The organism is Actinomycetes bacterium, from assembly GCA_036000965.1.
GTDB lineage: Bacteria > Actinomycetota > CALGFH01 > CALGFH01 > CALGFH01 > DASYUT01.
In genome coordinates this window covers 1-22894 of the sequence record DASYUT010000268.1, presented here as the reverse complement: position 1 = coordinate 22894, position 22894 = coordinate 1, and the positions used below count along the sequence as shown (strand labels likewise).

The window sequence follows — 22894 nt, the reverse complement described above, 5'->3', positions numbered from 1 at the left end:
GACGCCGCCCGACGCTTCACGGCCGAGATCGACGCCGCCGTCGTGATCGTCAACGCCTCGACGCGCTTCACCGACGGGGAGCGGTTCGGGTTCGGGGCCGAGATCGGCATCTCCACCCAGAAGCTGCACGCCCGGGGGCCGATGGGCCTGCGCGAGCTCACCACCTACAAGTACGTCGTGTGGGGCGACGGCCAGGTGGTGACCTGACCGTGCGGACGAGCGACCCCGAAGGGGCGGCGCCGGGTATCCCGGCGCCCGTGCTCTTGGGGTCCCCACCGGAAGCTCCGCTTCCGGTGGGGTTCAGCGAGGGAGCCATTTGATGGGCCAGCGGTTCGACTCGGTGTCCGATGTCCTCGAGGGGCTGCGCACGGTCGACTATCTCGCCGACGCCAACATCGCCGGCGTCGTGTACCTGGCAGACCGGCTGGAGAAGCCGGTGCTGGTGGAGGGTCCTGCCGGCGTCGGGAAGACCGAGCTCGCCAAGGCGCTCGCGCAGATCTCGGGCTCACGACTCATCCGCCTCCAGTGCTACGAGGGTCTGGACGAGGCGAAGGCGCTCTACGAGTGGAACTACAAGAAGCAGCTCCTGCGCATCCAGGCCGACCGTGCCCACGACGCGAGCTGGGCCGAGGTCGAGGCCGACATCTTCTCGGAGCCGTTCCTGCTGACGCGGCCGCTGCTCGAGGCGATCCGGGCCACCGACCCGGTGGTGCTGCTGATCGACGAGGTCGACCGGGTCGAGATGGAGACCGAGGCCCTGCTGCTCGAGGTGCTCTCCGACTTCCAGGTCTCCATCCCCGAGCTGGGCACCGTCGCCGGCACCCAGCGGCCGCTCATCGTGCTCACCTCCAACGCCACCAGGGAGCTGTCGGAGGCGCTGCGGCGCCGCTGCCTGTACCTGCACATCGACTACCCCGCCATGGAGCGGGAGCGCGAGATCGTGCGGGCCCGGGTGCCCGAGATCGACGAGCTCCTCGCCACCCGGATCGCCCAGGTGGTCCGCTCCATCCGCCAGCTCGAGCTGAAGAAGGCGCCGTCGATCTCGGAGACCATCGACTGGGCGCGCACCCTGCTCCACCTCGAGCGGACCAGCCTCGACCAGGCCACCATCGACGACACCCTGCACCTGCTCCTCAAGCACGAACGCGACATCCAGCGGGCTCGCACCGAGCTGACGGGTACCGACCGGACCCGCTGACCCAGCACCGGGAGGGGACGCATGGAGGGCAACGACCGGCTCGCCGGCGCCGTGGACAGGATCGTCGGGACCCTCGGCCCTTCTTCACCAGCGGCTACGGCTCGCCCTGCCCAGGCGAGCGGCTGACCAGGGCGTCTAGATCTCGAGCCGGGAGTCCTCCAGGTCGAGGTCCCGCTCGACGCGGTGCATCACGTCGCTGCTGATCGCGCCCTGGTTGCGGAGCCGCACGATCGCGTGCCGCTGCGCCTCGAGCAGCTCGCGGACCAGCCGCTGGTAGGCCAGCGAGCGGTCCTCGTAGCCGTCGTCCTCGATCTTGCCAGCCCGTGCCTTCAGGCGCCGGCGGCGGTAGTCGTACAGGCCGCGCAGCCGCTCGACGGTGTCCTCGCGGGTCCAGTCCTCGCCGGCGAGCTCCTCCAGCCGCGCCAGCGCGGCGTCGGTCGCACCCAGGCGTGCGTGCAGCTCCTCCCGCTCCTCGGCGTCGTCGCCTCTGACCCCCAGGCGGCGGATCAGCGCGGGCAGCGTCAGCCCCTGCACGACCAGGGTCGCGAAGATCACCCCGAAGGTCAGGAAGACGATGAGGTTGCGCTGCGGGAACGCCTGCCCGGCTGGGCCCTCGAGCGGCAGCGCCAGCGCGGCCGCGAGCGAGACCGCCCCGCGCATCCCGCTCCAGCCCACCACCAGCCGCTCCCTGGGGCCGGCGCGCCGGGCGACCTGCGCGGGCCGCCGGTCGAGCGCCCGGATCAGGTACGGGACGGTGAACCCCCAGACGACCCGCACGACGATCACCACGGCGCTGACCAGCACCGCCTGCCCCAGCAAGGTCAGGACCGAGCGGCCGGTCACGCCGCTCAGGATCGGGTGGAGCTGCAGGCCGACCAGGATGAACAGCACGGCGTTGAGCAGGTAGTTGAGGACCTCCCAGAACGAGAACCCGAGCAGCCGCGTCGACGGCGACGCCAGCTCCGGGGCGCGCCAGCCCACGTAGAGGCCGGCGGTCACCGCGGCCAGGACCCCCGAGGCGCCCAGCCGGTCGGCGGGCAGGTAGGCGGCGTAGCCGGTCACCACCGACACCACGATCTCGACCAGCGGGTCGTCGAGCCGGCGGCGGACCTCGGCGACCAGCCAGCCGACCCCGAGGCCGACCGCGACGCCACCGGCCGCGCCGGCTACGAACCGCACGCCGGCCTGCCACCACACGAAGCTGCCCCCGACCGCCGCGGCCACCGCGATCCGGTAGGCCACCAGCGCGGTCGCGTCGTTGACGAGGCTTTCGCCCTCGAGCAGGGTGACCAGGCGGCGTGGCACGCCGAGCCGGCGGGCGATGGCGGTGGCGGCCAGCGGGTCGGTGGGCGACACGATCGCCCCGAGGGCGACTGCGGCGGCCCAGGGGAGTCCGTCGACGAGGGCGTGCGCGGTCACGGCCACGGCGCCGATGGTGGCCAGCACCAGCCCGACGGCTTGCAGCGAGATCGCACGCAGGTCGGCCCGCAGGTCCCGCGGCGAGGAGAAGAACCCGCCCCAGTACAGCAAGGGAGGCAGGAACAGCACCAGGACGAGCTCGGGCGGCATCGCAACCGTGGGCATCCCGGGCACGAACCCGAGCACCAGGCCGCCGAGGACGAGCAGGATCGGGTAGGGCACGCCGACCCAGCGGGCCAGGATGCTCAGCCCGGCCACAGCCACCATCAGCGTCAACAGCAGCAGCTCAGCCTCATGCATCACGTCACCCCGACGGCCTCGAGGGCGAGCATCCCACATGCCAGCGGCGCCGTCAGGTGCGATGGTCGACCACCCCGCCGCGACCACGCCCGCCAGCTACGCCTGGACGGCGCCCGCATTCGGGCTCAGGGGATGCGGGGGGGCGGGCGGCCGGTCGCGGGGTCCCAGGCCGCCGGGTGGCCGGGGCGATCGAGCCCGAGCGGGATGCTCGTCCACAGCTTGGCCATGGCCTCGACGTCGGCGTCGTCGTAGGCGGACAGGAAGTGGGCCCGGATGCCGGCCAGGTGGGTGCGGGCGGCCTCCCGGAAGCGGATGCGGCCCTCGTCGGTCAGGACCGCGAAGAACCCGCGCCGGTCGTCCAGGCACGGCTCGCGCACCACGAGCCCGGCCCGGGTGAGGCGGTCGACCAGGCGAGTGATGCCGCTCAGGCTGAGTAGGACCGAGTCGGCCAGCTCGGACATGCGCAGGCGCCTCCCTGGGGCCTGGTAGAGGTAGAGCAGGACCTCGTAGGAGGTCAGGGAGAGCTGGTGCTGGGCCTGCAGCTCCGCGTCGAGCTGGCGGATGACGGTCGCGTGGGTCCACAGGAACCCGCGCCAGGCCCGCAGCTCCACCGGGGACAGCCGCTCGGCCCCCTGGCCCCGGGCGCGGCTCCCAGACGGCTCCACCGACCCTGGGGTCGGCCCGCCGGCCGCCGGGCCAAGGCCCGGCGCCTGCTCAGACACTCGTGACAGGCCAAGCTCCTCTCAGCGATGCTCGGCTCCGAGGCGCGCGGCGCCTCCCGGCGGAGCCTTCCATATGAGCCTACCCGAAGGTGCCCTGGGGGATGCACCGGCGAGCGAGGCTCATGACTCCTCGCCCGACTCCTCGCCCGACTCCTCGCCCGCCTGCCTGGGGCAACCTGCTGCGGCTGCCTGCCTGGCGGGATCAAGCCGGGACGCGCGACGAGGCCAGGGCGGCCTGCCAGACCGCGTGGGCGAGCTCGGGCCGGGTCACGTCGCAGTGGGCGCCGGCGATGGTCTCGCCGCGCCGGATCACGCCGCTGGCCTCGAGGTTGTAGAGCCGGCCCGGCTCGAAGCGGTACCCCTCACGGGTGGACCTCGCGTCGAGGTCGGCCGAGCGGGCGCCGAGCCCCCTCGCCCCGAGTGCGCCGAGCGCGCCGTGGCGGGGCAGCGCACCGAGCACAAGCCCGTGGCCGGGGCCGAGCACCGGCCCGTGGCCGGGGCCGAGCACCGGCCCGCCCTGCGCGGCCCCGGCGGCCGCGAGCGGGTGCAGCCACCCGGCGACCCGGTCGTGGGCCGAGCGGGTGACCACGACCGGCCCGGTCACGCCGGCCGGCTCCACGGCGCGGTGGTAGCGGCCCGGCCGGCCGGGCGCGGCGGGGTCGTCGGCGCAGTACGCGAAGGCCGAGAGCGTCCCCTGCACCAGCGTGAGCGAGCCCACCGGCGCCACCTCGCCGGCGCCGCCGGCGAGCATGGCGGACACGGCGATGCAACCGAAGCCGTGGCCCAGGAGGTGAAAGCCGGTCCCGGGCCGGGCGGCGCGCTGCAGGTCGGCGAGCAGCCGGCGACCACTGCCCTCGCCCAGCCGGTGCGCCCGCTCCTGCGCGTCGGCGTAGGCGCGGGCCAGCGTGGGCGCGAGCCGGGACCCGGACGGCCGGCGGCCGGCCCCGGGCGAGCTGAGCTCCTCGTCGTCGTCCCAGGGACGGCTCGGCCAGTGCAGGCCGACGAACAGGGGCCGGAACCCGGGCCGGTGCCGCCCGAGCAGCTCCACGTCGGCCCGGGACCTCCCCATCGCGGCCACCCAGGCGCCGTACCGGCGGCTGGCCGCAGGCAGGTCGCCGAGCCACCCGTGGGCGAACACGAACACGTCGGTGGCCGCCCCGCCGGCCAGCGCGGCGGCCACGCGCCCGCTGGCCAGGCCGTCCGGTCCGACCGCCAGCTCGCCGCCTACGGCGTCGAACCCGATCAGGTGGTAGGTGAGCGCCGTCCCAGGCACGTGCTCGATCGACATCCGGAGGCTCCCATGGTCGCTGTCCGCCGCCCGCCCGGCACCCGGCGGGCACGCGGGCGGTCTGCCGGGCCGGCGGTCACCCTGCCCGGCCGTCACCCTCAGGGGTCGGCAGCGCCAGCCCCGACCCTGAGCGCGGCAAGGCCGCTACCAGGCGTAGGCCTCGGGCGCCGGGCCGCCGGGTCCTGGCCAGATCTCGTCGAGGCGGGCCAGCGCCTTGTCGTCGAGCTTGATGTCGAGGGCGCGCAAGGCGCCGTCGAGCTGCTCCATCGTGCGCGGCCCGACGATCGGCGCCGTCACCACGGGCTGGTGGAGCAGCCAGGCCAGGGCCACGTCGGCGGGCCGTTCCCCGAGCTCCTCGCAGAACGCCTCGTACGCCTCGAGCTGTGGGCGGACCTTCTCGAGGCGCTCGAGGGTGTGCCCGCTCGCGCGCCGGCCCTCCTCCACCTTCTGCAGCACTCCCCCGAGCAGGCCGCCGTAGAGCGGGCTCCAGGGGATCACGCCGAGGCCGTAGGCCTCGCAGGCGGGCAGCACCTCGAGCTCGACCATGCGGGCGGCCAGGTTGTAGAGCGACTGCTCGCTGACCAGGCCGAGCGAGTGCCTGGCCCGGGCCGTCTCGCACGCCCGTGCGAGGTGCCAGCCGGCGAAGTTCGAGGAGCCGACGTAGATCACCTTGCCCTGCTGGACGAGCACGTCCATCGCCTGCCAGGTCTCGTCCCAGGGGGTGTCCCGGTCGACGTGGTGCATCTGGTACAGGTCGAGGTGGTCGGTCTGGAGCCGGCGCAGCGACGCCTCGCAGGCGCGCCGGATGTTCAGGGCGGACAGCTTCCCGAAGTTCGGCCAGTCCCCCATCGACCCGTAGAGCTTGGTGGCGAGCACCACCTTGTCGCGGCGCCCGCCGCCCTTGGCGAGCCAGCGCCCGACGATCTGCTCGGTCCAGCCCTCGCCCGTGCGCCAGCCGTAGACGTTCGCGGTGTCGAAGAAGTTGATGCCCTCGTCGAGGGCACGGTCCATGATCGCGTGCGAGTCCTCCTCAGAGGTCTCCGGCCCGAAGTTCATGGTACCCAGGCAGAGCCTGCTGACGGACAGCCCGGTACGTCCGAGATGGGTGTACTGCATGGGGCCTCCTGTTGGATGGCGGAACAGGGCCTCTGGGAATGGGCCGCTGTCCTGGATGGCGGATCGCCACCCAAACAGCGTATCCGGCCACCCGCAGCTCCAACCCCGACGGGAGACGGCGGCCTGCTCGCCCCGACGGGAGACGGCGGCCTGCTCGCCCGGTGGTCCTCAAGTAGCCGGACGGCCGGTCGATCCAGGACATCGGTACGTGCGCCGGGACCTGTCCCGACCGCAGATCTGTCCGACCGTAGACAGGAGCAAGCACCATGGAGCAAGAACCATGAAGGAGCAAGAACCATGAAGAGGAGCACCGCTCTGCTGGTCGGCGGTCTCGCGCTGGTCGCAGCGGTGGCCGGCTGCGGTGGCCGCACCACCCGCGAGGCCGCGTCCGCCCCATCGGCCACCGTCAGGGCCGCCACCCCGCCCGCGCCGGTGCCGGCCCCCGCCGCCAAGCCGGTGCTCACGCTCACGGGTGCGGTGACCACCACAACGACGGCAGCGCGGTCGTGTTCGACCTGCGCACCCTGAACGCCATGGCGACTGTGACCACCTCGACGTACGAGCCGTTCGTCAAGAAGGCCATGACGTTCACTGGCGTGCCCATGGCCGACTTGTTCGCGCGGGCCGGGATCGCCCCCGGCGCGACCAAGGTCCACCTGCATGCGCTCGACGACTACAAGGTGGACCTGCGTGTCGCCGACCTCGCTGACCGGCGCGTGCTGCTCGCCACCAAGGCCGATGGCGCCGCGATCCCCGTCAGGAAGGGCGGCCCGATCCGGCTCATCTTCCCGGCCGACTCCAGCGTCGGCAAGAACAAGGACCTGTGGATCTGGAGCGTCGACTCCATAACCCTCGCCTGAGGCCATGGACGACACGGCCGGCAGGGCCCGGCTCTCGTGGGGCCAGCGGGTCCTGCTGGCCGCGCTCGGCGTGCTGATCGTGGCCGTGCAGTTCATGATCGTGCAGGCCTACCGCAACCTCGGCAGCACCACCCGGTCGTTCGACACGGCCACCGAGGTCACCACCGACCTCCACCACGTCGGTGAGGAGACCCTCAACCTCGCGGTGACGATTGACCGGCTCCGGCTCCCTGACGGGCTGGACGAGGTGGAGCTGCGCCGGGGCCTACAGGACCGGCAGCTCGACGCGACCTTCGGGGCGTCAAACGACCCGCGGCTGCGGGAGCGCCTGGCCCAGATCCGCGGCCAGCTCGCCGCGTTCGACGCCGACTTCGCCCGGCTGCGGGCGCACCCGACCGCCGCACAGCTCGCCCACGACCGCCCGGGCCTGCAGCGGCGCACGGACGAGATCCAAGAGACCGTCAAGTCCACCTACGACCAGGCCGAGATCCAGTTCATCGGCGCGATCGCGCAGACCCTGCACGCCCGCACGGGCTTCCAGCGCCTGCTCGTCGGGACGAGCGGGCTCACGCTGGCCGTGGCCCTCGTGCTCGCGCTGTCGCTGCGGCGCCGGGCCAACCGCACCCACGCCCGCGCCTACGCCCAAGTGGTGGCCGAGGTCAACGAGCGCAAGCGCCTCAGCGAGCAGCTGCGCCACCAAGCCTTCCACGACCCGCTGACCGGCCTGCCCAACCGAGCGCTGCTGCGCGACCGGCTCGAGCGCGCCCTGGCCCGCACGAGCCGGCACGGCGGCCGGCTGGCCGTGCTGCTGCTCGACCTGGACGGGTTCAAGACCGTCAACGACACCCTCGGCCACGCCGCCGGCGACCAGCTGCTGCGCCTCGTTGCCGAGCGCCTCCACGACACGGTCCGGGCCGAGGACACCGTCGCCCGGCAGGGCGGCGACGAGTTCGTCGTCCTGGCTGAAGACCTCAACAGCACCGGCGAGGCGACCATCCTCGCCGAGCGGCTGCTGGACGCGATCACCGTCCCCATCCCGCTGGCCGGCCGCAGCCTGCACGTCAACGCCAGCATCGGCATCACCACCACCACCGCGACCGCGACCGCGACAACCACTACCGCCAGCGCGGCCGCCGCCGCCAGCGCGGCCGCCGTCACCGGCGCCACCACGGCCGCGGCAACCATCACCGACGGCGCCACTGGCAGCGCCGGCGTCCAGGCTGACGAGCTGCTACGTGACGCCGACGTCGCCATGTACCTGGCCAAACGGCACGGCCCAGGCCGCTACCGCATCTTCGAGCCCGGCATGCGCGCAGCCGTCGTCGACCGGGCCGAACTCGAAGCCGACCTCCGTCATGCCCTGGACCGCGACCAGCTGCACCTGCTCTACCAGCCCATCATCCACCTGGCCAGCGGCCGGATCGTCGGCGCCGAGGCACTGCTGCGCTGGCAGCACCCGACCCGCGGCCTGCTCGCCCCGGGCAGCTTCATCCCGCTGGCCGAACAGACGGGCCTGCTCATCCCGATCGGCATGTGGGTGCTCGACCAGGCCTGCCAGCAGGCCCGCGACTGGCAGACCACCATCCCCGGCCACGAACGGCTGGGCATCAGCGTCAACCTGTCCGCCGTCCAGCTTGCCCAGCCGACCTTCCCCGACCAGGTCACCCGGACGCTCACCGACACCGGCCTGGACGCGCGCCACCTCACCCTCGAGCTAACCGAGGGCCTGCTGATCGCCGACGTCCGGGCCACCGCCGCCACCCTCGCCGACCTGCACGCCCGCGGCGTCCAGATCGCCATCGACGACTTCGGCACGGGCTACTCCTCGCTGGCCTACCTGGGGCGCCTGCCCGTCAGCGTCCTCAAGATCGACAAGGCGTTCGTCGACAAGGTCACCCTGGACCGCGAGGCCGCCGCGCTCACCGAAGCGATCGTCAAGCTCGCCACCACCCTCGGGCTGGCCTCGATCGCCGAAGGCATCGAGCAGGCCGCCCAGCTCGAACGCCTCCGCGAGTTCGGCTGCCAGTACGGCCAGGGCTTTCTCTTCGCCAGACCCCTCGACGCCGCCCGGTTCGCCGCCCTGCTCGACCAGCAACATCAGCCCACCTCCATGACCACGCCCACGTAGCCGGCCAGCCACACCAGCGCCCGGCCCCGCTCCCAGAGGACGGTCACCTCGTGGCGTGCTTCCGGCTCGACGGGAAGGAACGTGCTGGCTGCTCGCCCATGAGGCTCCCGCGTGGGACCCTTGCCTCGCGCTCATGCGATGGCAGAATCAACGCGAGGATGCCAGGTGAACCGGTCGAGCCCGTCGTAGGCGAGGCTGGCCAGCCGGGGAGGCTGCAGGCCCGGGGAGGCTGCAGGCCCGGAGGAGGCTGGGTGACGAGCAGACGATGACCGGGCCGACCCGGAGGGAGCTCCTACGTCGCGCAGGCCTCCTGACGGTCGCGGGAGCGACAGGATCGCTCCTGGCAGCCTGCGACTCATCCGGCAGGGACACCTCGACCAGGGACACCTCGACAGATGCGAGCGTGGCCGCGCCACAGCCTGGCACGTCCGGGGCGAAGGCCAGATTCCCCGACGGCTTCGTCTGGGGTGCGGCCACGTCCGCGTACCAGGTCGAGGGTGCCGTCAAGGAGGACGGGCGGGTGGCGTCGATCTGGGACACCTTCAGCCACACCCCTGGGAAGATCCGCGACGGCTCCACCGGCGACGTGGCCGTCGACCACTACCACCGCTACCTGCAGGACCTCGACCTCATGAAGGAGCTGGGCCTGCAGGGCTACCGCTTCTCGATCGCCTGGCCACGCGTGCTTCCCGACGGCGCCGGGCAGCCCAACCAGCGCGGGATCGACTTCTACCGCCGTCTGGTCGACGGGCTGCACCGCAGAGGCGTCCGCCCGCTGGCGACCCTGTTCCACTGGGACCTGCCCCAGGCGCTCCAGGACCGCGGCGGCTGGGAGGCCCGCGAGGTGGCGCAGCGGTTCGCCGACTACGCGGAGGTGATGTTCCGCGCCCTCGGCGACGCGGTGCCGACCTGGATGACCCTCAACGAGCCCAAGACGGTCGTGGACAACGGCTACATCGCCGGCATCCACGCCCCCGGCAAGCAGGACCGGTCGGCGGCCTACGTGGCAGCGCACCACATGCTGCTCGCCCACGGCCTGGCGGTCCAGGCGCTACGGGCCACGGGCAGCAGCGGGCGGATCGGCCCGGCGCTCAACCTGGCGCCGGTCTACCCCGCCGAGGACACGCCGGCGGCACGCCAGGCGGCCGCGCTCCGCGACGGCTTCGAGAACCGCCTCTACCTGCATCCGGTGCTGCGCGGCTCCTACCCCGACGACGTCCTGGCCGAGATCGACCAGGTCAGCCCCATGCGCTCGAAGATCCGGGACGGCGACCTGAAGACGATCTCGGCGCCGGTGGACGTGCTCGGCGTGCACTACTACAACCCTGTCCACGTGGACGGCGCCGGCCAGCGCGTGTTCAAGCGGCCGACGTCGCAGGCGAGCTGGCAGGAGCTCTACCCGGACGGGTTGTACGACATCCTTGTCCGCCTCAAGCGTGACGGCGGTGACATCCCCCTGATGATCACCGAGAACGGCATCCCCAGCCCGGTAGGGCCCGACGCCGGCGGCAGGATCGACGACACCGACCGCATCAAGTTCCTGCGCGACCACTTCCTGGCCGCGCACCGCGCCATCCAGGAGGGCGTCAAGCTCGAGGGCTACTACGTCTGGTCGCTGCTGGACAACTTCGAGTGGGCCGAGGGACACACGCAACGGTGGGGCATGGTCTACGTCGACTACCGCGACCAGCGCCGCATCCCCAAGCAGAGTGCCCTGTGGTACCGCGACGTCATCCGCGCCAACGGGCTCTGACGCAGGAGACGCTCGCACGTGGGCTCGCCGCGTCACCAGCCAGCCGGCTGGCTCGGGCTCGCCACCTCCTGGCGCACCCAGCAGCTCGTTCGACCGAATTAACGAATTTCCCGCCGTTAGGGACTTCTACCTGGAACTTCGCGGATTCGAAGAAGGGTTTACACTCGCACGGATCGGGCTAAGCACCAGGATCGAGGCCGGAGCTCGCCCCGCTTGCCGTCCGGCCCTCGGCCGGTCATGGGGTGGGGCCGGTCGCGCCATCCGGCGGAGGCCGGGCGCACGGGGGGGAGGTAGTTCCTTTTGGGTCTCCACGTGATGATGATCTGCCGGGACCCTGAGCTGGTGAGCGACCTGGCGACGGCCCTCGACGAGCTCGACCGGCTGACCGTCGTCGAGTCCCCGGCCGCCGTGGACCACGGAGGACTGGAGGTCGACGCCGTCGTGGTCGACCTGCCTGCCGAGGCTCGCAAGGCAGTGTGCGAGGAGGTCCGCGAGCGGTACCCGGGCCAGCTCGTCGTGCCGGTGGACGACGGCGACGAGGTGGCCGGCTGGCCGCCCGACCCGGCCAGGCGCGTGGTCGTGCGGCCGTTCGAGGCCGCCGAGCTGGTCGCTGGCCTTGAGCCCGAGATGCTCTCGCCTGAGCAGGCGGCCGAGGCCCGCCGACAGGTCCGGCTGCGGCCGCTCGGCCAAGTCCGGCCGGCCAGGGCCGAGCCGCTCGACCCATCCGCCTCCCCCACCGCCGGCAGCGCGGACGGGGATGACGGCCCGGGCGACGCCGGATCGGCAGGCGCTCAGGCCACGCTGAGGCCACCGGGCACTGAGGCGGCACCGGGCGCCGCGGCCCCGCTCGGTGCCGCGGCCCCACCGGGGACGCCGGGCGCCGCGGCTCCCCTGGGGACGCCAGGGGCCCTGGCCTCCCTGGGGACGCCAGGGGCCGAGGCCCCACCGGGGACACCCGGCGCCGAGGCCCGGCCGGGCACCAAAGCCATGCCGGGCACCAAAGCGACACCAGGCACCAAGGCCACACCAGGCACCAAGGCCACACCAGGCACCAAGGTGCCACCGGGGACGCCGGGCGCCGAGGCGCCCGAGCGGCTCTCCCCGGACGAGCCGCTGTGGGACCCGCCGGCCGTCCCCGCCCGCCCCGGCAGAGGCGGGCAGGCCAAGGTGGGCGCGATGGGCACTACGGTCGACCGCACCCCGGGCGCCGCTGACCGCCGTCCGGTCATCCTCGACCGCAGCCTGGGCGACCCGGTGCCGCAGGAGGCCCCCAGCCGCCGGCGCACGTGGCGGGTCGTGCTCGGGGCGGCCGCGGCGACGGCGCTGTTCCTGGGCGGCGCGCTCGTCGGCAACGGCCTCGCCAGCGGCCGGCCGGACCTCGCGGCCACACCGGTCACGACCGTCGCCCCGCCCACGCCGGTGCCGACCTTCGCTCCCGAGCCGGCGCCACCGGCCAAGGCCTGCGCCGACGCCATCGACGACGCCGACGCCGCCATCTCCTACCTCGTGGCCAAGATCCGCGACGGCCGGCTGTCAGAGTCGCTCAAGCGGTACGGCGAGCACTCCCGGGCGTGCCGCGCCGCAACAGGGTGAGGTGATCCCATGCGACGGAGCGCGCTGCTCCTCGCCGCCCTGCTGCTCGGGTGCCTGGTCTGCGGGCCGGCGCACGCCTATCTGACCGGCATTCCGCGGCCTGCTCGACGCCCGCGCCCGCTCGGTCACCGACGACATGAAGGCGGCGGCCGCGCACGGGCTCGCGTCGCTGATCGACGAGCGGGAGCTCGCCCCCGACTTCATCATCGCGTCGGTGTTCGACCGCCGGGTCGCGCCTGCGATCTCGCGCGCAGTGCAGCAGGCCGTCGAGCAGACCGGGCTCTCCCGGCTGGTCGATCCGGCTGACGAGTGACCCGGACCCTGGCTGACGAGTGACCCGGACACCGGCTGACGAGTGACCGGACAGAGGGAGGTGACACGCCTCCCTCGCGAGTTTCCGGGCATGCCCGCAGCGGCATAGCCTACTCTCCGCGCCGCCGGTTGACGGTAACGCTCGGCCGCCCGGAAATGCTCTCTCAAGAGGGAGCGCGACCACCTGCCGGGGGCACGGCCTGCGACGCCACGGCCGCCCGACCGGATTGAGGAGGATTCTTGCATGAGCACCCCCCAGCCTGTTTCGGCCACCTCCAGGGTCAGACTCCCGCAGCCCCCACTCGCCTTGTGGGGCTACGACCGCCGGTTCGTGGACGCCCGCCTGGCCGAGCTGGCCGAGCAGCTCGAGCAGGAGCGGCAGCGGCGCGCCCAGGCTGAGCGAGCACTGCAGCAGCTGCGGCTGGAACTCAAGGAAGACCGAGCGCAGGTACCAGCCTGGTTCACCAACGTCGGCACCGAGGTCGACCGTGTGCTGGAGGAGGCCGGGACGGCCGCTGCGAAGCTGCTCGCAGCGACCGGCCGGCGCGTCCAGGAGGCCATCGACCAGGCCGAGGCGCAGGCCGCCGATCGGCTGAAGGCGGCCGAGGAGCAGAAGGGCCAGCTGGAGCAGGCTGCCCGTGAGACGTTGGCGGACGCCCAGGCCGAGCGGGCCCGCATCGAGGCGGCGACGACCAAGGCGGCCGAGGAGAAGCGGGCGCAGGCCGACCGCGACGCCAGCGCGCTGCTGGCAAAGGCGAACGACGAGGCTCGACGCGCATTGGACCAGGCGGCCCGCGAGCGCCGGCTGCTCGAGGCTGAGAGCCAGCACTTGACGACGCTCCGCGAGGCCATGGTCCAGCAGCTCGTGAAGGTCTACGCGCCCCTCGGGCTCACCCTGGTCGACACCCGCGGCGAGCTCCAGCCACCTGCCCCGGACGGACTCCGAGCCGAGCCCGAGGAGCCGAACCCAGCGGCCACGGTGGAGGCCAGCGCCGACGACGGGAAGCAGCCGCTGTGGCGTGAGCTCTGGGCCGAGCGAGGTGGCGAAGCGTCGTAGGTGGTCGATCCAAACTCGTTTCCGCCTGTCCGTATCAGGCGGAACACCGCGGACCTCAGATGAGGTCGAGGTCCGGGGCGCCAGACGGTTGCTCCGCGAGACTGGCCGAGCGGACAGCCCGGCGTGAGGGAGGCCAAAGGTCGTGAACCCGACCGTGAGACCCTGGCGGTGTTTCACCCTGTGCTGGTCGTGCGGCGCAGAGGTCGGTCCCCGACGTGCCACCCGCACTGAGGTCGAACGTCCACTGCACTGGTCGTGCCCTGCGTGCGACGTCTCCTGGTCCGCCTACGCCGACCGCGTCGAGCTGCCGACGCAGGTGGCTGGGTCATGAAGGACCCGGCGCACTGCTTCTCGACCTGCTGGATGTGCGGGGCGGAGGCTGGTCCGCGTCGGGCGTCGCTGGCCTTCGCCCGCCGCGCGCAGCTCTGGCACTGCAACAGGTGCGATGTGGAGTGGACGTTGGCTCCTGATCGAGTTGAGTGCGCGAAGGGAACGGCCGCGTAACCCAGCGCTCCGCGAGGACGTGACACGAGGGGTCGCGGAGGTGGCCTGCTGCCGCTCAGGCTGCTGACGCCGGTGGCCGTGAGAGAATGCCGGCATGGCCACCAGGACACCGGGCAAGGCATCGACGGCGGTCTTCCTTGAGGTGGGCAAGAAGAAGGTCTTCGCCTGCGCGCTCGACTGGCCAGGCTGGAGCCGCTCCGGCAAGACCGAGGAGGAGGCGCTGGAGGCCCTGGCGGCGTACGCGCCTCGGTATGCAGTCGTCGCCAAGCAGGCCAAGGTCGCGTTCCCGGCCCGGGCAGGGGAGAACCTGAAGGTCGTCGAGCGGCTTCCCGGGTCGGCCACGACCGACTTCGGCGCGCCCGGGGAGGTCGCCGACGCCGACGCCAAGCGCGCGACCGGCGTCCAGGCCAAGCGGCTCACCGCGCTGGTGACGGCGTCGTGGGCGGTGCTCGACCGGGTCGCTGCCGGCGCGCCCGCCGAGCTGCGCAAGGGCCCCCGTGGGGGCGGGCGCGACCGGGACAAGATGGTCGACCACGTCCTCGGCGCGGAGACGGCCTACGCCCGCAAGCTCGGCGTCAAGCACCGACAGCCGGCCATCGACGACGCGGCCGCCATCGCCGCACTGCGCGACGACATCGTCGCTGTGCTGCGCGCGCCATCGGACGGTTCGCCGCCGGTGCCGAAGGGCTGGCCGCCGCGCTACGCCGCCCGCCGCATCGCTTGGCACGTCCTCGACCACGCCTGGGAGATGGAGGACCGTAGCGACCCCGGCGGCTGACGGTGTGGTGTCGATGGAGAGCAGCGCTACGCCGGCCGGTGGCAGACGGCCTCGATGGTGTTGCCGTCCGGGTCGAAGACGAAGGCGCCGTAGTAGTGACTGTGATCGTGCGGGCAGCGGTCTTGAAAGCACGTAGCGGTCCCGGACCCGCTCGTCCTTTGGGGCCGTGCTACGGTAGGTGTCACAGCCGATCATCGGGCCGCACGGTGGTCGCATCGGAGGAGCTTAGGATGGCGGCGCTCGGCCGTCTACCGCGCACGCGGACCCTGGTGGTCGCGGGGGGCGTCCTCGTGCTTCTGTGGGTGCCTGGCGCCCTCGCCCGGCTCTACACCGACCTGCTGTGGTACCGCGAGGTCGGCAAGACCCAGGTGTTCTGGGGTGTGCTCGAGGCTCGGGTTGCCCTCGCCCTGACGGCCGGAGTCGGCACGGGGGCGTTCGCTGCGGCGAACCTGTGGGTCGCCGAGCGGCTCGCCAGGCGCACCTGGCAGCAGGGCGCCGGGTGGCAGGACCCGCCCGACCGCTGGCAGGGGATGCTCGCCCCGCACCTGCGGCGCCTCGAGGCCGGTGCCGTGGCCGTCCTCGCGCTCGGGGCCGGGCTGGACGCAGCCGGCCGCTGGCAGACCTTGCTGCTGTGGCGCAACCGGGTGCCGTTCGGGGACGCCGACGCCCAGTTCCACCGTGACATCGGCTTCTACGTGTTCACGCTGCCGCTGCAGCGCATGGTGTTCGGGTGGCTGTTGTTCACCCTTGTAGCCGCGCTCCTGGCCGCGGGCGCGGCGTACTACCTGCTGGGCAGGATCCGGCCCCGGCTGGCAGGACGGCGGGTCGCACCCGAGGCCCGCGCCCACCTGTCGGTCCTGCTCGGCGTGGTCCTGCTGCTGAAGGCCTGGGGCTATCGGCTGGACCAGTTCTCGCTGGTGTTCTCGCCCCGTGGGGTGGTGACCGGCGCCTCCTACACCGACGTCCACGCCCAGCTCCCCGCGCTGCGCCTGATGGTGCTGCTCGCCCCGGTGTGCGCCCTGCTGGTCATCGCCGCCGCCCGCTCGCAGAGGTTCCTGCTGGCGGCCAGCGGCCTGGTGCTGTTCGGGCTGTCGTCGATCCTGGTCGGCGGCGTCTACCCCAGCTTCGTGCAGCGCTTCCAGGTCGCCCCTCAGGAGCTGCAGCGGGAGCTCCCCTACATCCAGCGCAACATCGACGCGACGCAGAAGGCGTTCGGGCTCGACCGGGTGGAGACGACCGGGTTCCCTGCCGCCGAGCGCCTCCCGGCGGCCACGCTGAGCGCCAACCAGGTCACGGTGGGCAACATCCGCTTGTGGGAAGCCAGCGTGCTCAAGATCGGCATCCAGAACCTGCAGGCGATCGGACAGTACTACGAGTTCAGCGATGTCGACGTCGACCGCTACCCGATCGAGGGCACGCCGCGGCAGGTGATGATCTCGGCCCGCGAGGCGGACCCACGGAACCTCGACCCGTCCGCCCAGACCTGGCAGAACCTCCACCTCGCCTACACCCACGGCTACGGAGTCGTGGCCGCTCAGGTCAACACCGCGGAGGCGACGGGGCGGCCCGCGTTCGTGGTGAGCGGCTTCGACCAGCCCGGGGCGGCCATCCCCATCCGGCAGCCGCGCATCTACTACGGGGAGCCGCCCCCGGACACCCCCGCGTACGTCGCTGCCGCAACCCGGCAGCCCGAGGTGGACGCACCCGCGCCCGGCGGCGAGCCGCAGGCGTCGTTCCGCTACGACGGGCGTGGAGGGGTCTCGCTCGGCGGGCTGCTGCGCCGGGTCGCCTTCGCCGTCCGCTTTCGCGACGTCAACCTGCTGATCTCCAGCAACCTCACTCCCGGATCGCGGATCGTCTTCTACCGCGACATCCGCGACCGGGTCGAGAAGGCAGCGCCGTTCCTGCAGTGGGATGGTGACCCCTACGTGGCGGTGGTCGGCGGCCGCATCGTGTTCATCCGCGACGGCTACACCACCACCGACGCCTACCCCTACGCCGAGCGGATCCAGACGGAGGCGGCCGCCCGCCACAACACCCCCGGGGACCGGGGTGTGCGCGGGCGGGCCAGCTACATCCGCAACTCGGTCAAGGCGGTGGTGGACGCCTACGACGGCACGGTGACGCTGTACGCCTTCGACGAGACCGACCCGCTGCTGCGGGCATGGCGCCGGGCGTTCCCAGGCCTGTTCGCAGCCCGGGCGGCGATCCCTCCCGACCTGCAGGCCCACCTGCGCTACCCGGAGGACCTGTTCTCCATCCAGGCCAACCGCTACGCCTCCTACCACATCGGCACGGCCAAGGACTTCTACTCCAAGCAGGACTTCTGGGCCCTGCCGGAGGACCGCTCCGGGCAGATCCGCCAGAGCCAGGGCGCCGCCCCGCTCACGGTCGGCGACGAGCAGCGGGCGCGGATGCGGCCCTACTATCTGCTGGCCAGGCTGCCGGGCGAGACCCGCGAGCACTTCGTGCTGGTGCTGCCGTTCACCCCCAACAACAAGCAGAACATGGTCGCCTACATGGCGGCCCGGTCCGACCCGGACGGCTACGGCACGATCACCCTGTTCAACCTGCCCCGCTCCCGCACGGTGTTCGGGCCAACCCAGGTGAACGCCCAGATCCTGGCCGACCCGGACGTGGCCAAGGAACTGACCCTGTTCAACCAGCAGGGCTCCACCGTCACCCTCGGCAACCTGCTCACCGTCCCGATCGGAGATTCGCTGCTGTACGTGCAGCCCATCTTCATCCAGGCCAGCCAGGGCGCCATCCCCGAGCTGCGGCGGGTCGCAGCCTTCCTGAACAACCAGCTCGGCTGGACCGCGACCCTGGACGGCTCGATCGCGCAGGCGCTCGGCGAGGCGCCCGCCCAGGCGGGCGGCGGCACCGGTCCGACCGCGCCGGTGGCGAGGTCCCCGCTCGCCCGGATCCTCGATCAGCAGGCCAAGGCGTTCCGCGAGGCCCAGGAGGCGCTTGAGCGCAAGGACCTCGGCGCCTACCAGCGGGCCATCGACCGGCTCGGCGAGCTGATCCGCCAGGCCCAGCAGGCCGCCGGGACCACCCCCACGTCCACCACCCCTGCCGGGGGCCGCTGAGCGCAGCTCGACCGCCGGGACGAGTCGACCTGGCCTGCCCCACCGGCCACAGGACGAGTCGACGGGGCCATGCCCTCCGGCCAAGGGAGTGGCGACCCGCTGAGGAGCTGACGAGTTGGCGATGAGCGACCTGGATTCACGCAGCAAACCTGACGACCCAGGATGCAACCGAGCTCGTTCCCCGAAAGGGTCAGCCACCACGAGCCAGGCGGCGCGACCGGCGGAAGGCCCGGACGATCCAGCCCACGGTCAGGACGGCGACCATGCCGACGAGCTGGCCGCGGAACACCACCCGGCTCAGGTCGAAGGCCGGCTGCCAGCTGACCATGCCGTCCTTGATCACGTACGCCCCCACCGGCCGGGCGACCAGCCCGACCCCGCCGCCCTCGCCCTCGCCGGCCTCCGGCGGCGCGGACGACCCGCGGCCGAGGCCACCGCCGGCTCGGACCTCGGCGGCTGGGATGATCGTGACGCCGTCGCGCTCGTAGGGCTCGCCGTAGACCTTGTGGACACTCGCGTTGTCGGTCAGATGGGCCAGCAGGTCGGCGGTGCTCACCATGGTCGCCTCCATTGCGATCGGGTGCCTCAGCGACCAGTGTGCCCCTCCTCGGTCCTGCCGCCACAGCTCGGCGGCCACGAGGCCCTACCCCGGCCCATCCCTGGCACCCGGCGGGAGCGACGGCCGGCAGGGCCCTCAGGAATAGTCCCGCTCGTCGTAGTTCCCCAGGTTGAGCATCCGCCGGATCCTGCCGCCGGCTTCGGACCCGTCGTGCTGGGCCGCCTTCGGCCTGTCCTACCGCAATGTCGGGGAGCTGCTCATCGAGCGCGGTGTCGTGGAGAGCGGGTCGCGTGGACCTGTATGACAGGATTGGCGACAGCCCCTCGTGGGCGATGCGGAGAAACCGAACAAGAGGAGCGTTCATGGCAGGCGACGACTTCCCGGCCCCGAGCGAGGGGTTCGTGCTCACCCACTTCATCGTCGCCGAGGACGTCGCGCGCTCGCGCGACTTCTACACCGGCGTGCTCGGCGGCACGGTGGTGATGGACGGCGCGCCGACCATCATCAAGCTGGCCAACAGCTGGGTGATCATCAACGTGGGCGGTGGGCCGACCGACGACAAGCCCGAGGTGGTGCTCGCGCCGCCGAGCGATCCCAACCGCGTCAGCGCCTTCCTCAACCTCCGCGTGGCCGACATCCAGGCCGCGTACCAGGAGTGGAGCTCCAGGGGCGCCGAGTTCCTCACCCCGCCCAAGGACCACGGCGCCGAGATCCGCTGCTACATGCGCGACCCCGACGGCCACCTGATCGAGGTCGGCCAGGCGACCGGCGCGCTCGGTGAACGGTAACAGCACCCGCAACCTGGGAGGTCAGACAGCAGCTGGAGCTCGCAGCACACCGTGAGGCGCATCCGGGGTCAGGCGCGCCGATGGTCAGGCGCACCGACGTGGGTGCCGCGCGCCTCGACGCCAATGGCGACGAGATCGGCCTCGGCGAGGATCGGTGCACGCGGCTGAGGTGGCGCTGGCGGCGGGCCACCCAGACGACGCCGCGCGGGCGGGCTGAGTCTCCAAGCTGACTGCGCGTCGCGGTTCCTGGGGCTGGGACGGGTGGTGGGTGACCCAGTAGCGTGACCGCCTGCTGGGCGCGCCTGCGCGGGTCGGCAGCGCGGTCGATCATGAGCGAGGCGACGTTCGAAACCCCGACAGGACGGTGTCGCCGCGGGACGCGACGCTCTGTGTGCCAACGCATCCGACACAGAAAGGCACGCACATGGGAGCACCAGTGGTGTGGTTCGAGATCGCCGGTCGCGACCTCGACGCGCTCACGCGCTTCTACGGCGACCTGCTCGGCTGGAAGGTCGACGCCGACAACCCGCAGCGCTACGGCATGGTCGACACCGGTGCCGAGGGCGGCATCCCGGGCGGCATCTACGCGCCCGGCGACCAGGTCGGCGAGTACGTCTCGTTCTATGCGGCGGTCCAGGGCCTCGAGTCGCAGCTGGAGCGCGCCGAGCGGCTGGGCGGCAAGGTGGTGCAGCCGCCGACGCCGATCTCGGAGACCGCACGGGTCGCGATGCTGCTGGACCCTGAGGGGCACCGCATCGGGTTGCTCGAGCAGTCCTGAGCGTCGGGGGGCTGCGCGCCGCTGCCCGCCGGCGCTCGACGGCAGCCCCCCGCGCTCGCCGCGTGCTGATGATCGGTGCGCGGCGGCTCAGCCCACGATCGCCGGGTGCCACGACTGCTCGGGCAGGCAGCTGCCGTCGAGCGCCGGCGGCTCGCGCGCGGGCGCGCGCTCCGCGGTCACTTCGACCATGCCGATCCGGTCCAGGCGGAACACGCGCACGCCGCTGCGCAGACGACACCACCCCACCAGGTACCAGTCGCGCTCGGCGCCGATGAAGCCCAGCGGCTCGACCAGTCGCGCCGCAGTGCTGTGGCCATGCTTGTCGCGGTAGTCCAGGCAGAGCACGCGTCGCTCGAGCACCCCCTGCTCGACAGCGCGCAGCACCGGGGTGGCGGACAGCTCGCGCTTGGCGTGCAGCAGGTGGATCCGGGCGAGCAGGTCGGCCGCGCTCGTGCGCCCAGCCGCCGACATCGCGGTCACGACCTTGTGCAGTGCCGTGCGAGCGGCGCCGTCAAACGGCATCGGACCGCTGCGGGCCAGCGCCAGCGCGATCGCCGCGGCCTCGCTGGCGGTGAAGTTCAGGGGCGGCAAGGTATGGGCGGGGTCGATGGTGTAGCCCCCGCCGGGGCCGGGGGTCGCCCAGATCGGCACGCCGGCCTGGAGCAGCGCCAAGATGTCGCGCTCGATCGTGCGGACGCTGACCTCGAAGCGCTCGGCGAGCCGGCGGGCGCTGCGCGCCAGCGGCGCGGCCGCGCGCAGCTCCTCGACCAGGGCGTACAGGCGGTCGGTACGGTTCATCGTCCGGCCACCCTATCGCGGGGATGCGACAGGTTGCGCCGGCTGCCCTGGTTCGCCCGGCCGCGTCAGATGCTCGAGGTCAGCGGCCTGGGCGTGGCCGCAGGCGGGTCCGTTCTTGCACGGCCGTGACCCGGCTGGAACCGGGACGGCCAGCCGAGTTCAGCTTCCCGGACGGTCGGCTGCCGGCCCCACCGCCCCACGTCGTGGATGGCGCGCCGCTGCAGGCCAGGAGCCGTGCGCTGGAGGGAAACCAGATGATGCTCAGGACCCAGACTGACCGCGCCGCCCAATCCCGAACAGGCCGTCAAGGCGAGGGCGAGGGCGGGGGCAGAACCGAAGTCGGCTCTCTTCTCCCCCTCGAGAACTCATCCAGCAGCGCACTGAAGGCGCTCGACAGCGCCGCGCACGCGTGCGCGTAGGCGACCCGAGGATCGGCCTGGGGGAGGTGGCCGTACTGATCCCTGGGTATCAGGGATTCCATGGCGTTACCCGCTCCTACCTGGACGTCCCTCAGGGCTGCGTCTGCCTGCTGAGCCCAGCCGATGGCCGCCTGGCGAAGCTGCTCGAGCTCGTTCATGGGCTTGCCTCCTTACGGATGCGGGTTCTTCGCCCCCTCGCCATCTTCGCTGTCGGCCTGGCCGTGAACTAGGACCTTGAGGCGAGGCGTCTTGGGCTTCCGCCAGGCAGCCACTCCGCCGCCAGGTCTCATGTCCAGCGATGGGCCGGGACGAGGCGAACTCGGCCAGGCTGCACCAGGCCCGGGAGGCATTCGCATGCGAGCTGGACGCCACCGGCGACCTGATCGATTACGACCGGCGGCGCGACGCCCTCAAAGCCTGGTCCATCCCCATCGACGAGTGGCGCGGGCTGACCGTCATCGACGCGCTGATGCGGATGGGCCTGGTGGTGGGGATCCTCGGCCTGGGGATCGTGGCCCTGCGCATCGTGACGGAGCGCCGGCACATGATCGGCATCCTCCGGGCGATCGGGTACAAGCGCCGGAGCGTGATCCTCGCGCTGCTGACCGAGTCCGCGGTCACCGCAACCATCGGGACGGCGGTGGGCATCGTCGCGGGGGTCACGATGGGGTACCTGTTCTACCGCCAGAGCGACTCCCAGCCCGGGTTCGGCATCGACCTGGCCAGCATCGGGAGCGTCCTGGGGCTGATCTACCTGGCGGTGCTGCTGGTGACCCTCGGCCCGGCGTGGCGAGCCTCGCGCCCGCCCCCAGCCGACGCTGTCCGGCACACGGAATAGGCGGTCAGCCCGGGGGCGGCTGATTGCCACCTCCTTCATGGTGATCCGGCCGGAGCGCAACCGCGGCCACCGGCCGAGCTGACGTCCCGTTCGCGGCTGGCCAGCACCCGAAGAACCGGGGCAACCTCAGTTTCACAACACTGTGGGAGCGGACCGCGAGGTTGCCGTCGGCTGTGAAGCCGCTCGGGATGCGCCCGCACCGCTGTGGTCTTGGGAGATACTGCCGGAAGGCCGCAGCCACAGCGACACCTGGGTCGGCTGCATCGTCTGCTCGACCACCGCCAGCAGCTCCGCGGTCAGCGTGTCCAGGTCGACCTCCTGGCGCAGCCGGGCGCTGAACGCCGCGATCGTCTGCGCGGCGTCGTAGCGGCGCCGGTTGAAACGCCGGTCGACCGCCCGCTGGACGCGGCGGCGGACCGGCTGGAACACCGCGGCCACCGCCAGGGTCGCGCCGGCAACCACCAGGCTCGACTGCCTGCCCAGGAGCTGACCGAGCCCCAGGACCAGCCCGGCGTAGCCGCCACCCAGCAGGACCGTGAGCAGCCCGTAGGCGAGCGCGCGGCTGATGATGCGGTCCAGGTCATACAGCCGGTA

The 22894-nt window shown here is 72.4% G+C and carries 22 protein-coding genes and 1 pseudogene; 14 read left to right on the top strand and 9 right to left on the bottom strand.

The annotated features are described in order from the left end of the window. Together proA and VG276_24030 are read left to right on the top strand one after the other, a co-directional pair. Positions 1 to 207 (top strand): gamma-glutamyl-phosphate reductase (gene proA, locus VG276_24035; GenBank protein HEV8652375.1); only part of this gene is annotated, 207 nt, incomplete at its 5' end. A 112-nt stretch (positions 208 to 319) separates the two neighbouring features. Beyond that, complete coding sequence (locus tag VG276_24030) at positions 320 to 1198, top strand: MoxR family ATPase (GenBank protein ID HEV8652374.1); 879 nt, start codon at positions 320 to 322, stop codon at positions 1196 to 1198. Between the two features lie 135 nt (positions 1199 to 1333). On the opposite strand, the gene VG276_24025 is transcribed toward VG276_24030, so the two are convergent. The 4 genes from VG276_24025 to VG276_24010 form a co-directional block, all read right to left on the bottom strand. Continuing rightward, complete coding sequence (locus tag VG276_24025; GenBank protein ID HEV8652373.1) at positions 1334 to 2917, bottom strand: Na+/H+ antiporter; 1584 nt, start codon at positions 2915 to 2917, stop codon at positions 1334 to 1336. Positions 2918 to 3042: 125 nt separating this feature from the next. After that, positions 3043 to 3639 carry a MarR family transcriptional regulator gene (locus VG276_24020; GenBank protein ID HEV8652372.1) on the bottom strand — a complete coding sequence of 199 codons (597 nt, stop codon included), beginning with the start codon at positions 3637 to 3639 and terminating at the stop codon, positions 3043 to 3045. A 202-nt stretch (positions 3640 to 3841) separates the two neighbouring features. Then, positions 3842 to 4927, bottom strand: a complete 1086-nt coding sequence (locus VG276_24015) for a hypothetical protein (GenBank protein HEV8652371.1) — start codon at positions 4925 to 4927, stop codon at positions 3842 to 3844. Positions 4928 to 5071: 144 nt separating this feature from the next. Next, on the bottom strand, positions 5072 to 6043 hold the full coding sequence (locus tag VG276_24010) for an aldo/keto reductase (GenBank protein ID HEV8652370.1): 972 nt from the start codon (positions 6041 to 6043) through the stop codon (positions 5072 to 5074). A 297-nt stretch (positions 6044 to 6340) separates the two neighbouring features. On the opposite strand from VG276_24010, the gene VG276_24005 reads away from it, so the two are divergent. The 8 genes from VG276_24005 to VG276_23970 all read left to right on the top strand — a co-directional run bounded on the left by VG276_24005 (position 6341) and on the right by VG276_23970 (position 15028). Next, positions 6341 to 6571 carry a hypothetical protein gene (locus tag VG276_24005; GenBank protein ID HEV8652369.1) on the top strand — a complete coding sequence of 77 codons (231 nt, stop codon included), beginning with the start codon at positions 6341 to 6343 and terminating at the stop codon, positions 6569 to 6571. Then, a complete protein-coding gene (locus tag VG276_24000; protein ID HEV8652368.1) occupies positions 6550 to 6903 on the top strand; it encodes a molybdopterin-dependent oxidoreductase in 354 nt (117 codons plus the stop codon). Before VG276_24005 ends, VG276_24000 begins: the two co-directional genes overlap by 22 nt. A gap of 4 nt (positions 6904 to 6907) precedes the next feature. Further along, positions 6908 to 9031, top strand: a complete 2124-nt coding sequence (locus tag VG276_23995; protein ID HEV8652367.1) for a bifunctional diguanylate cyclase/phosphodiesterase — start codon at positions 6908 to 6910, stop codon at positions 9029 to 9031. Between the two features lie 265 nt (positions 9032 to 9296). Beyond that, positions 9297 to 10784: a GH1 family beta-glucosidase gene (locus tag VG276_23990; GenBank protein HEV8652366.1), complete on the top strand. Its 1488-nt coding sequence runs from the start codon at positions 9297 to 9299 to the stop codon at positions 10782 to 10784. Positions 10785 to 11126: 342 nt separating this feature from the next. Next, complete coding sequence (locus tag VG276_23985) at positions 11127 to 12377, top strand: hypothetical protein (protein HEV8652365.1); 1251 nt, start codon at positions 11127 to 11129, stop codon at positions 12375 to 12377. A 136-nt stretch (positions 12378 to 12513) separates the two neighbouring features. Further along, the gene (locus VG276_23980) at positions 12514 to 12690 is read left to right on the top strand and encodes a hypothetical protein (GenBank protein ID HEV8652364.1); all 177 of its coding nucleotides are present in this window, start codon (positions 12514 to 12516) and stop codon (positions 12688 to 12690) included. A 243-nt stretch (positions 12691 to 12933) separates the two neighbouring features. Beyond that, the gene (locus VG276_23975) at positions 12934 to 13746 is read left to right on the top strand and encodes a hypothetical protein (GenBank protein HEV8652363.1); all 813 of its coding nucleotides are present in this window, start codon (positions 12934 to 12936) and stop codon (positions 13744 to 13746) included. 598 nt (positions 13747 to 14344) lie between these two features. Beyond that, positions 14345 to 15028, top strand: coding sequence for a hypothetical protein (locus VG276_23970; GenBank protein HEV8652362.1), 684 nt, complete (start codon positions 14345 to 14347; stop codon positions 15026 to 15028). Positions 15029 to 15054: 26 nt separating this feature from the next. Here VG276_23970 and VG276_23965 read toward each other — a convergent pair. Then, positions 15055 to 15141 (bottom strand): annotated as a pseudogene (locus VG276_23965) (VOC family protein). Positions 15142 to 15258: 117 nt separating this feature from the next. Here VG276_23965 and VG276_23960 point away from each other — a divergent pair. Next, positions 15259 to 18120 (top strand): UPF0182 family protein, encoded by a 2862-nt coding sequence (locus VG276_23960; protein ID HEV8652361.1) that lies wholly within the window; start codon positions 15259 to 15261, stop codon positions 18118 to 18120. 190 nt (positions 18121 to 18310) lie between these two features. Here VG276_23960 and VG276_23955 read toward each other — a convergent pair whose 3' ends face one another. Further along, entirely contained in the window at positions 18311 to 18679 is a 369-nt protein-coding gene (locus tag VG276_23955; GenBank protein HEV8652360.1) for a spore germination protein GerW family protein, read from the bottom strand. A gap of 362 nt (positions 18680 to 19041) precedes the next feature. On the opposite strand from VG276_23955, the gene VG276_23950 reads away from it, so the two are divergent. Together VG276_23950 and VG276_23945 are read left to right on the top strand one after the other, a co-directional pair. Next, complete coding sequence (locus tag VG276_23950; GenBank protein ID HEV8652359.1) at positions 19042 to 19467, top strand: VOC family protein; 426 nt, start codon at positions 19042 to 19044, stop codon at positions 19465 to 19467. A gap of 436 nt (positions 19468 to 19903) precedes the next feature. Next, positions 19904 to 20245 carry a VOC family protein gene (locus VG276_23945; GenBank protein ID HEV8652358.1) on the top strand — a complete coding sequence of 114 codons (342 nt, stop codon included), beginning with the start codon at positions 19904 to 19906 and terminating at the stop codon, positions 20243 to 20245. An 87-nt stretch (positions 20246 to 20332) separates the two neighbouring features. On the opposite strand, the gene VG276_23940 is transcribed toward VG276_23945, so the two are convergent. Together VG276_23940 and VG276_23935 are read right to left on the bottom strand one after the other, a co-directional pair. Next, the gene (locus VG276_23940; protein ID HEV8652357.1) at positions 20333 to 21043 is read right to left on the bottom strand and encodes a YafY family protein; all 711 of its coding nucleotides are present in this window, start codon (positions 21041 to 21043) and stop codon (positions 20333 to 20335) included. Positions 21044 to 21347: 304 nt separating this feature from the next. Continuing rightward, entirely contained in the window at positions 21348 to 21620 is a 273-nt protein-coding gene (locus tag VG276_23935) for a hypothetical protein (protein HEV8652356.1), read from the bottom strand. Between the two features lie 140 nt (positions 21621 to 21760). On the opposite strand from VG276_23935, the gene VG276_23930 reads away from it, so the two are divergent. Further along, positions 21761 to 22300, top strand: a complete 540-nt coding sequence (locus tag VG276_23930; protein ID HEV8652355.1) for an FtsX-like permease family protein — start codon at positions 21761 to 21763, stop codon at positions 22298 to 22300. Between the two features lie 132 nt (positions 22301 to 22432). On the opposite strand, the gene VG276_23925 is transcribed toward VG276_23930, so the two are convergent. Then, positions 22433 to 22894: hypothetical protein (locus VG276_23925; GenBank protein ID HEV8652354.1), on the bottom strand; the 462-nt coding region annotated here is incomplete at its 5' end.

What these genes read in the sequence shown, in the direction of transcription:
- VG276_23975 (HEV8652363.1), top strand. Translation starts at nt 12,934, where the DNA reads ATGAGCACCCCCCAGCCTGTTTCGGCCACCTCCAGGGTCAGACTCCCG.
- VG276_23990 (HEV8652366.1), top strand. Translation starts at nt 9,297, where the DNA reads ATGACCGGGCCGACCCGGAGGGAGCTCCTACGTCGCGCAGGCCTCCTG.
- VG276_23940 (HEV8652357.1), bottom strand. Translation starts at nt 21,043, where the DNA reads ATGAACCGTACCGACCGCCTGTACGCCCTGGTCGAGGAGCTGCGCGCG.
- VG276_23935 (HEV8652356.1), bottom strand. Translation starts at nt 21,620, where the DNA reads ATGAACGAGCTCGAGCAGCTTCGCCAGGCGGCCATCGGCTGGGCTCAG.
- VG276_23995 (HEV8652367.1), top strand. Translation starts at nt 6,908, where the DNA reads ATGGACGACACGGCCGGCAGGGCCCGGCTCTCGTGGGGCCAGCGGGTC.
- VG276_24015 (HEV8652371.1), bottom strand. Translation starts at nt 4,927, where the DNA reads ATGTCGATCGAGCACGTGCCTGGGACGGCGCTCACCTACCACCTGATC.
- VG276_23955 (HEV8652360.1), bottom strand. Translation starts at nt 18,679, where the DNA reads ATGGTGAGCACCGCCGACCTGCTGGCCCATCTGACCGACAACGCGAGT.
- VG276_24010 (HEV8652370.1), bottom strand. Translation starts at nt 6,043, where the DNA reads ATGCAGTACACCCATCTCGGACGTACCGGGCTGTCCGTCAGCAGGCTC.
- VG276_24025 (HEV8652373.1), bottom strand. Translation starts at nt 2,917, where the DNA reads ATGCATGAGGCTGAGCTGCTGCTGTTGACGCTGATGGTGGCTGTGGCC.
- VG276_24005 (HEV8652369.1), top strand. Translation starts at nt 6,341, where the DNA reads ATGAAGAGGAGCACCGCTCTGCTGGTCGGCGGTCTCGCGCTGGTCGCA.
- VG276_23960 (HEV8652361.1), top strand. Translation starts at nt 15,259, where the DNA reads ATGGCGGCGCTCGGCCGTCTACCGCGCACGCGGACCCTGGTGGTCGCG.
- VG276_23980 (HEV8652364.1), top strand. Translation starts at nt 12,514, where the DNA reads ATGAAGGCGGCGGCCGCGCACGGGCTCGCGTCGCTGATCGACGAGCGG.
- VG276_23930 (HEV8652355.1), top strand. Translation starts at nt 21,761, where the DNA reads ATGGGCCGGGACGAGGCGAACTCGGCCAGGCTGCACCAGGCCCGGGAG.
- VG276_23970 (HEV8652362.1), top strand. Translation starts at nt 14,345, where the DNA reads ATGGCCACCAGGACACCGGGCAAGGCATCGACGGCGGTCTTCCTTGAG.
- VG276_24030 (HEV8652374.1), top strand. Translation starts at nt 320, where the DNA reads ATGGGCCAGCGGTTCGACTCGGTGTCCGATGTCCTCGAGGGGCTGCGC.
- VG276_23950 (HEV8652359.1), top strand. Translation starts at nt 19,042, where the DNA reads ATGGCAGGCGACGACTTCCCGGCCCCGAGCGAGGGGTTCGTGCTCACC.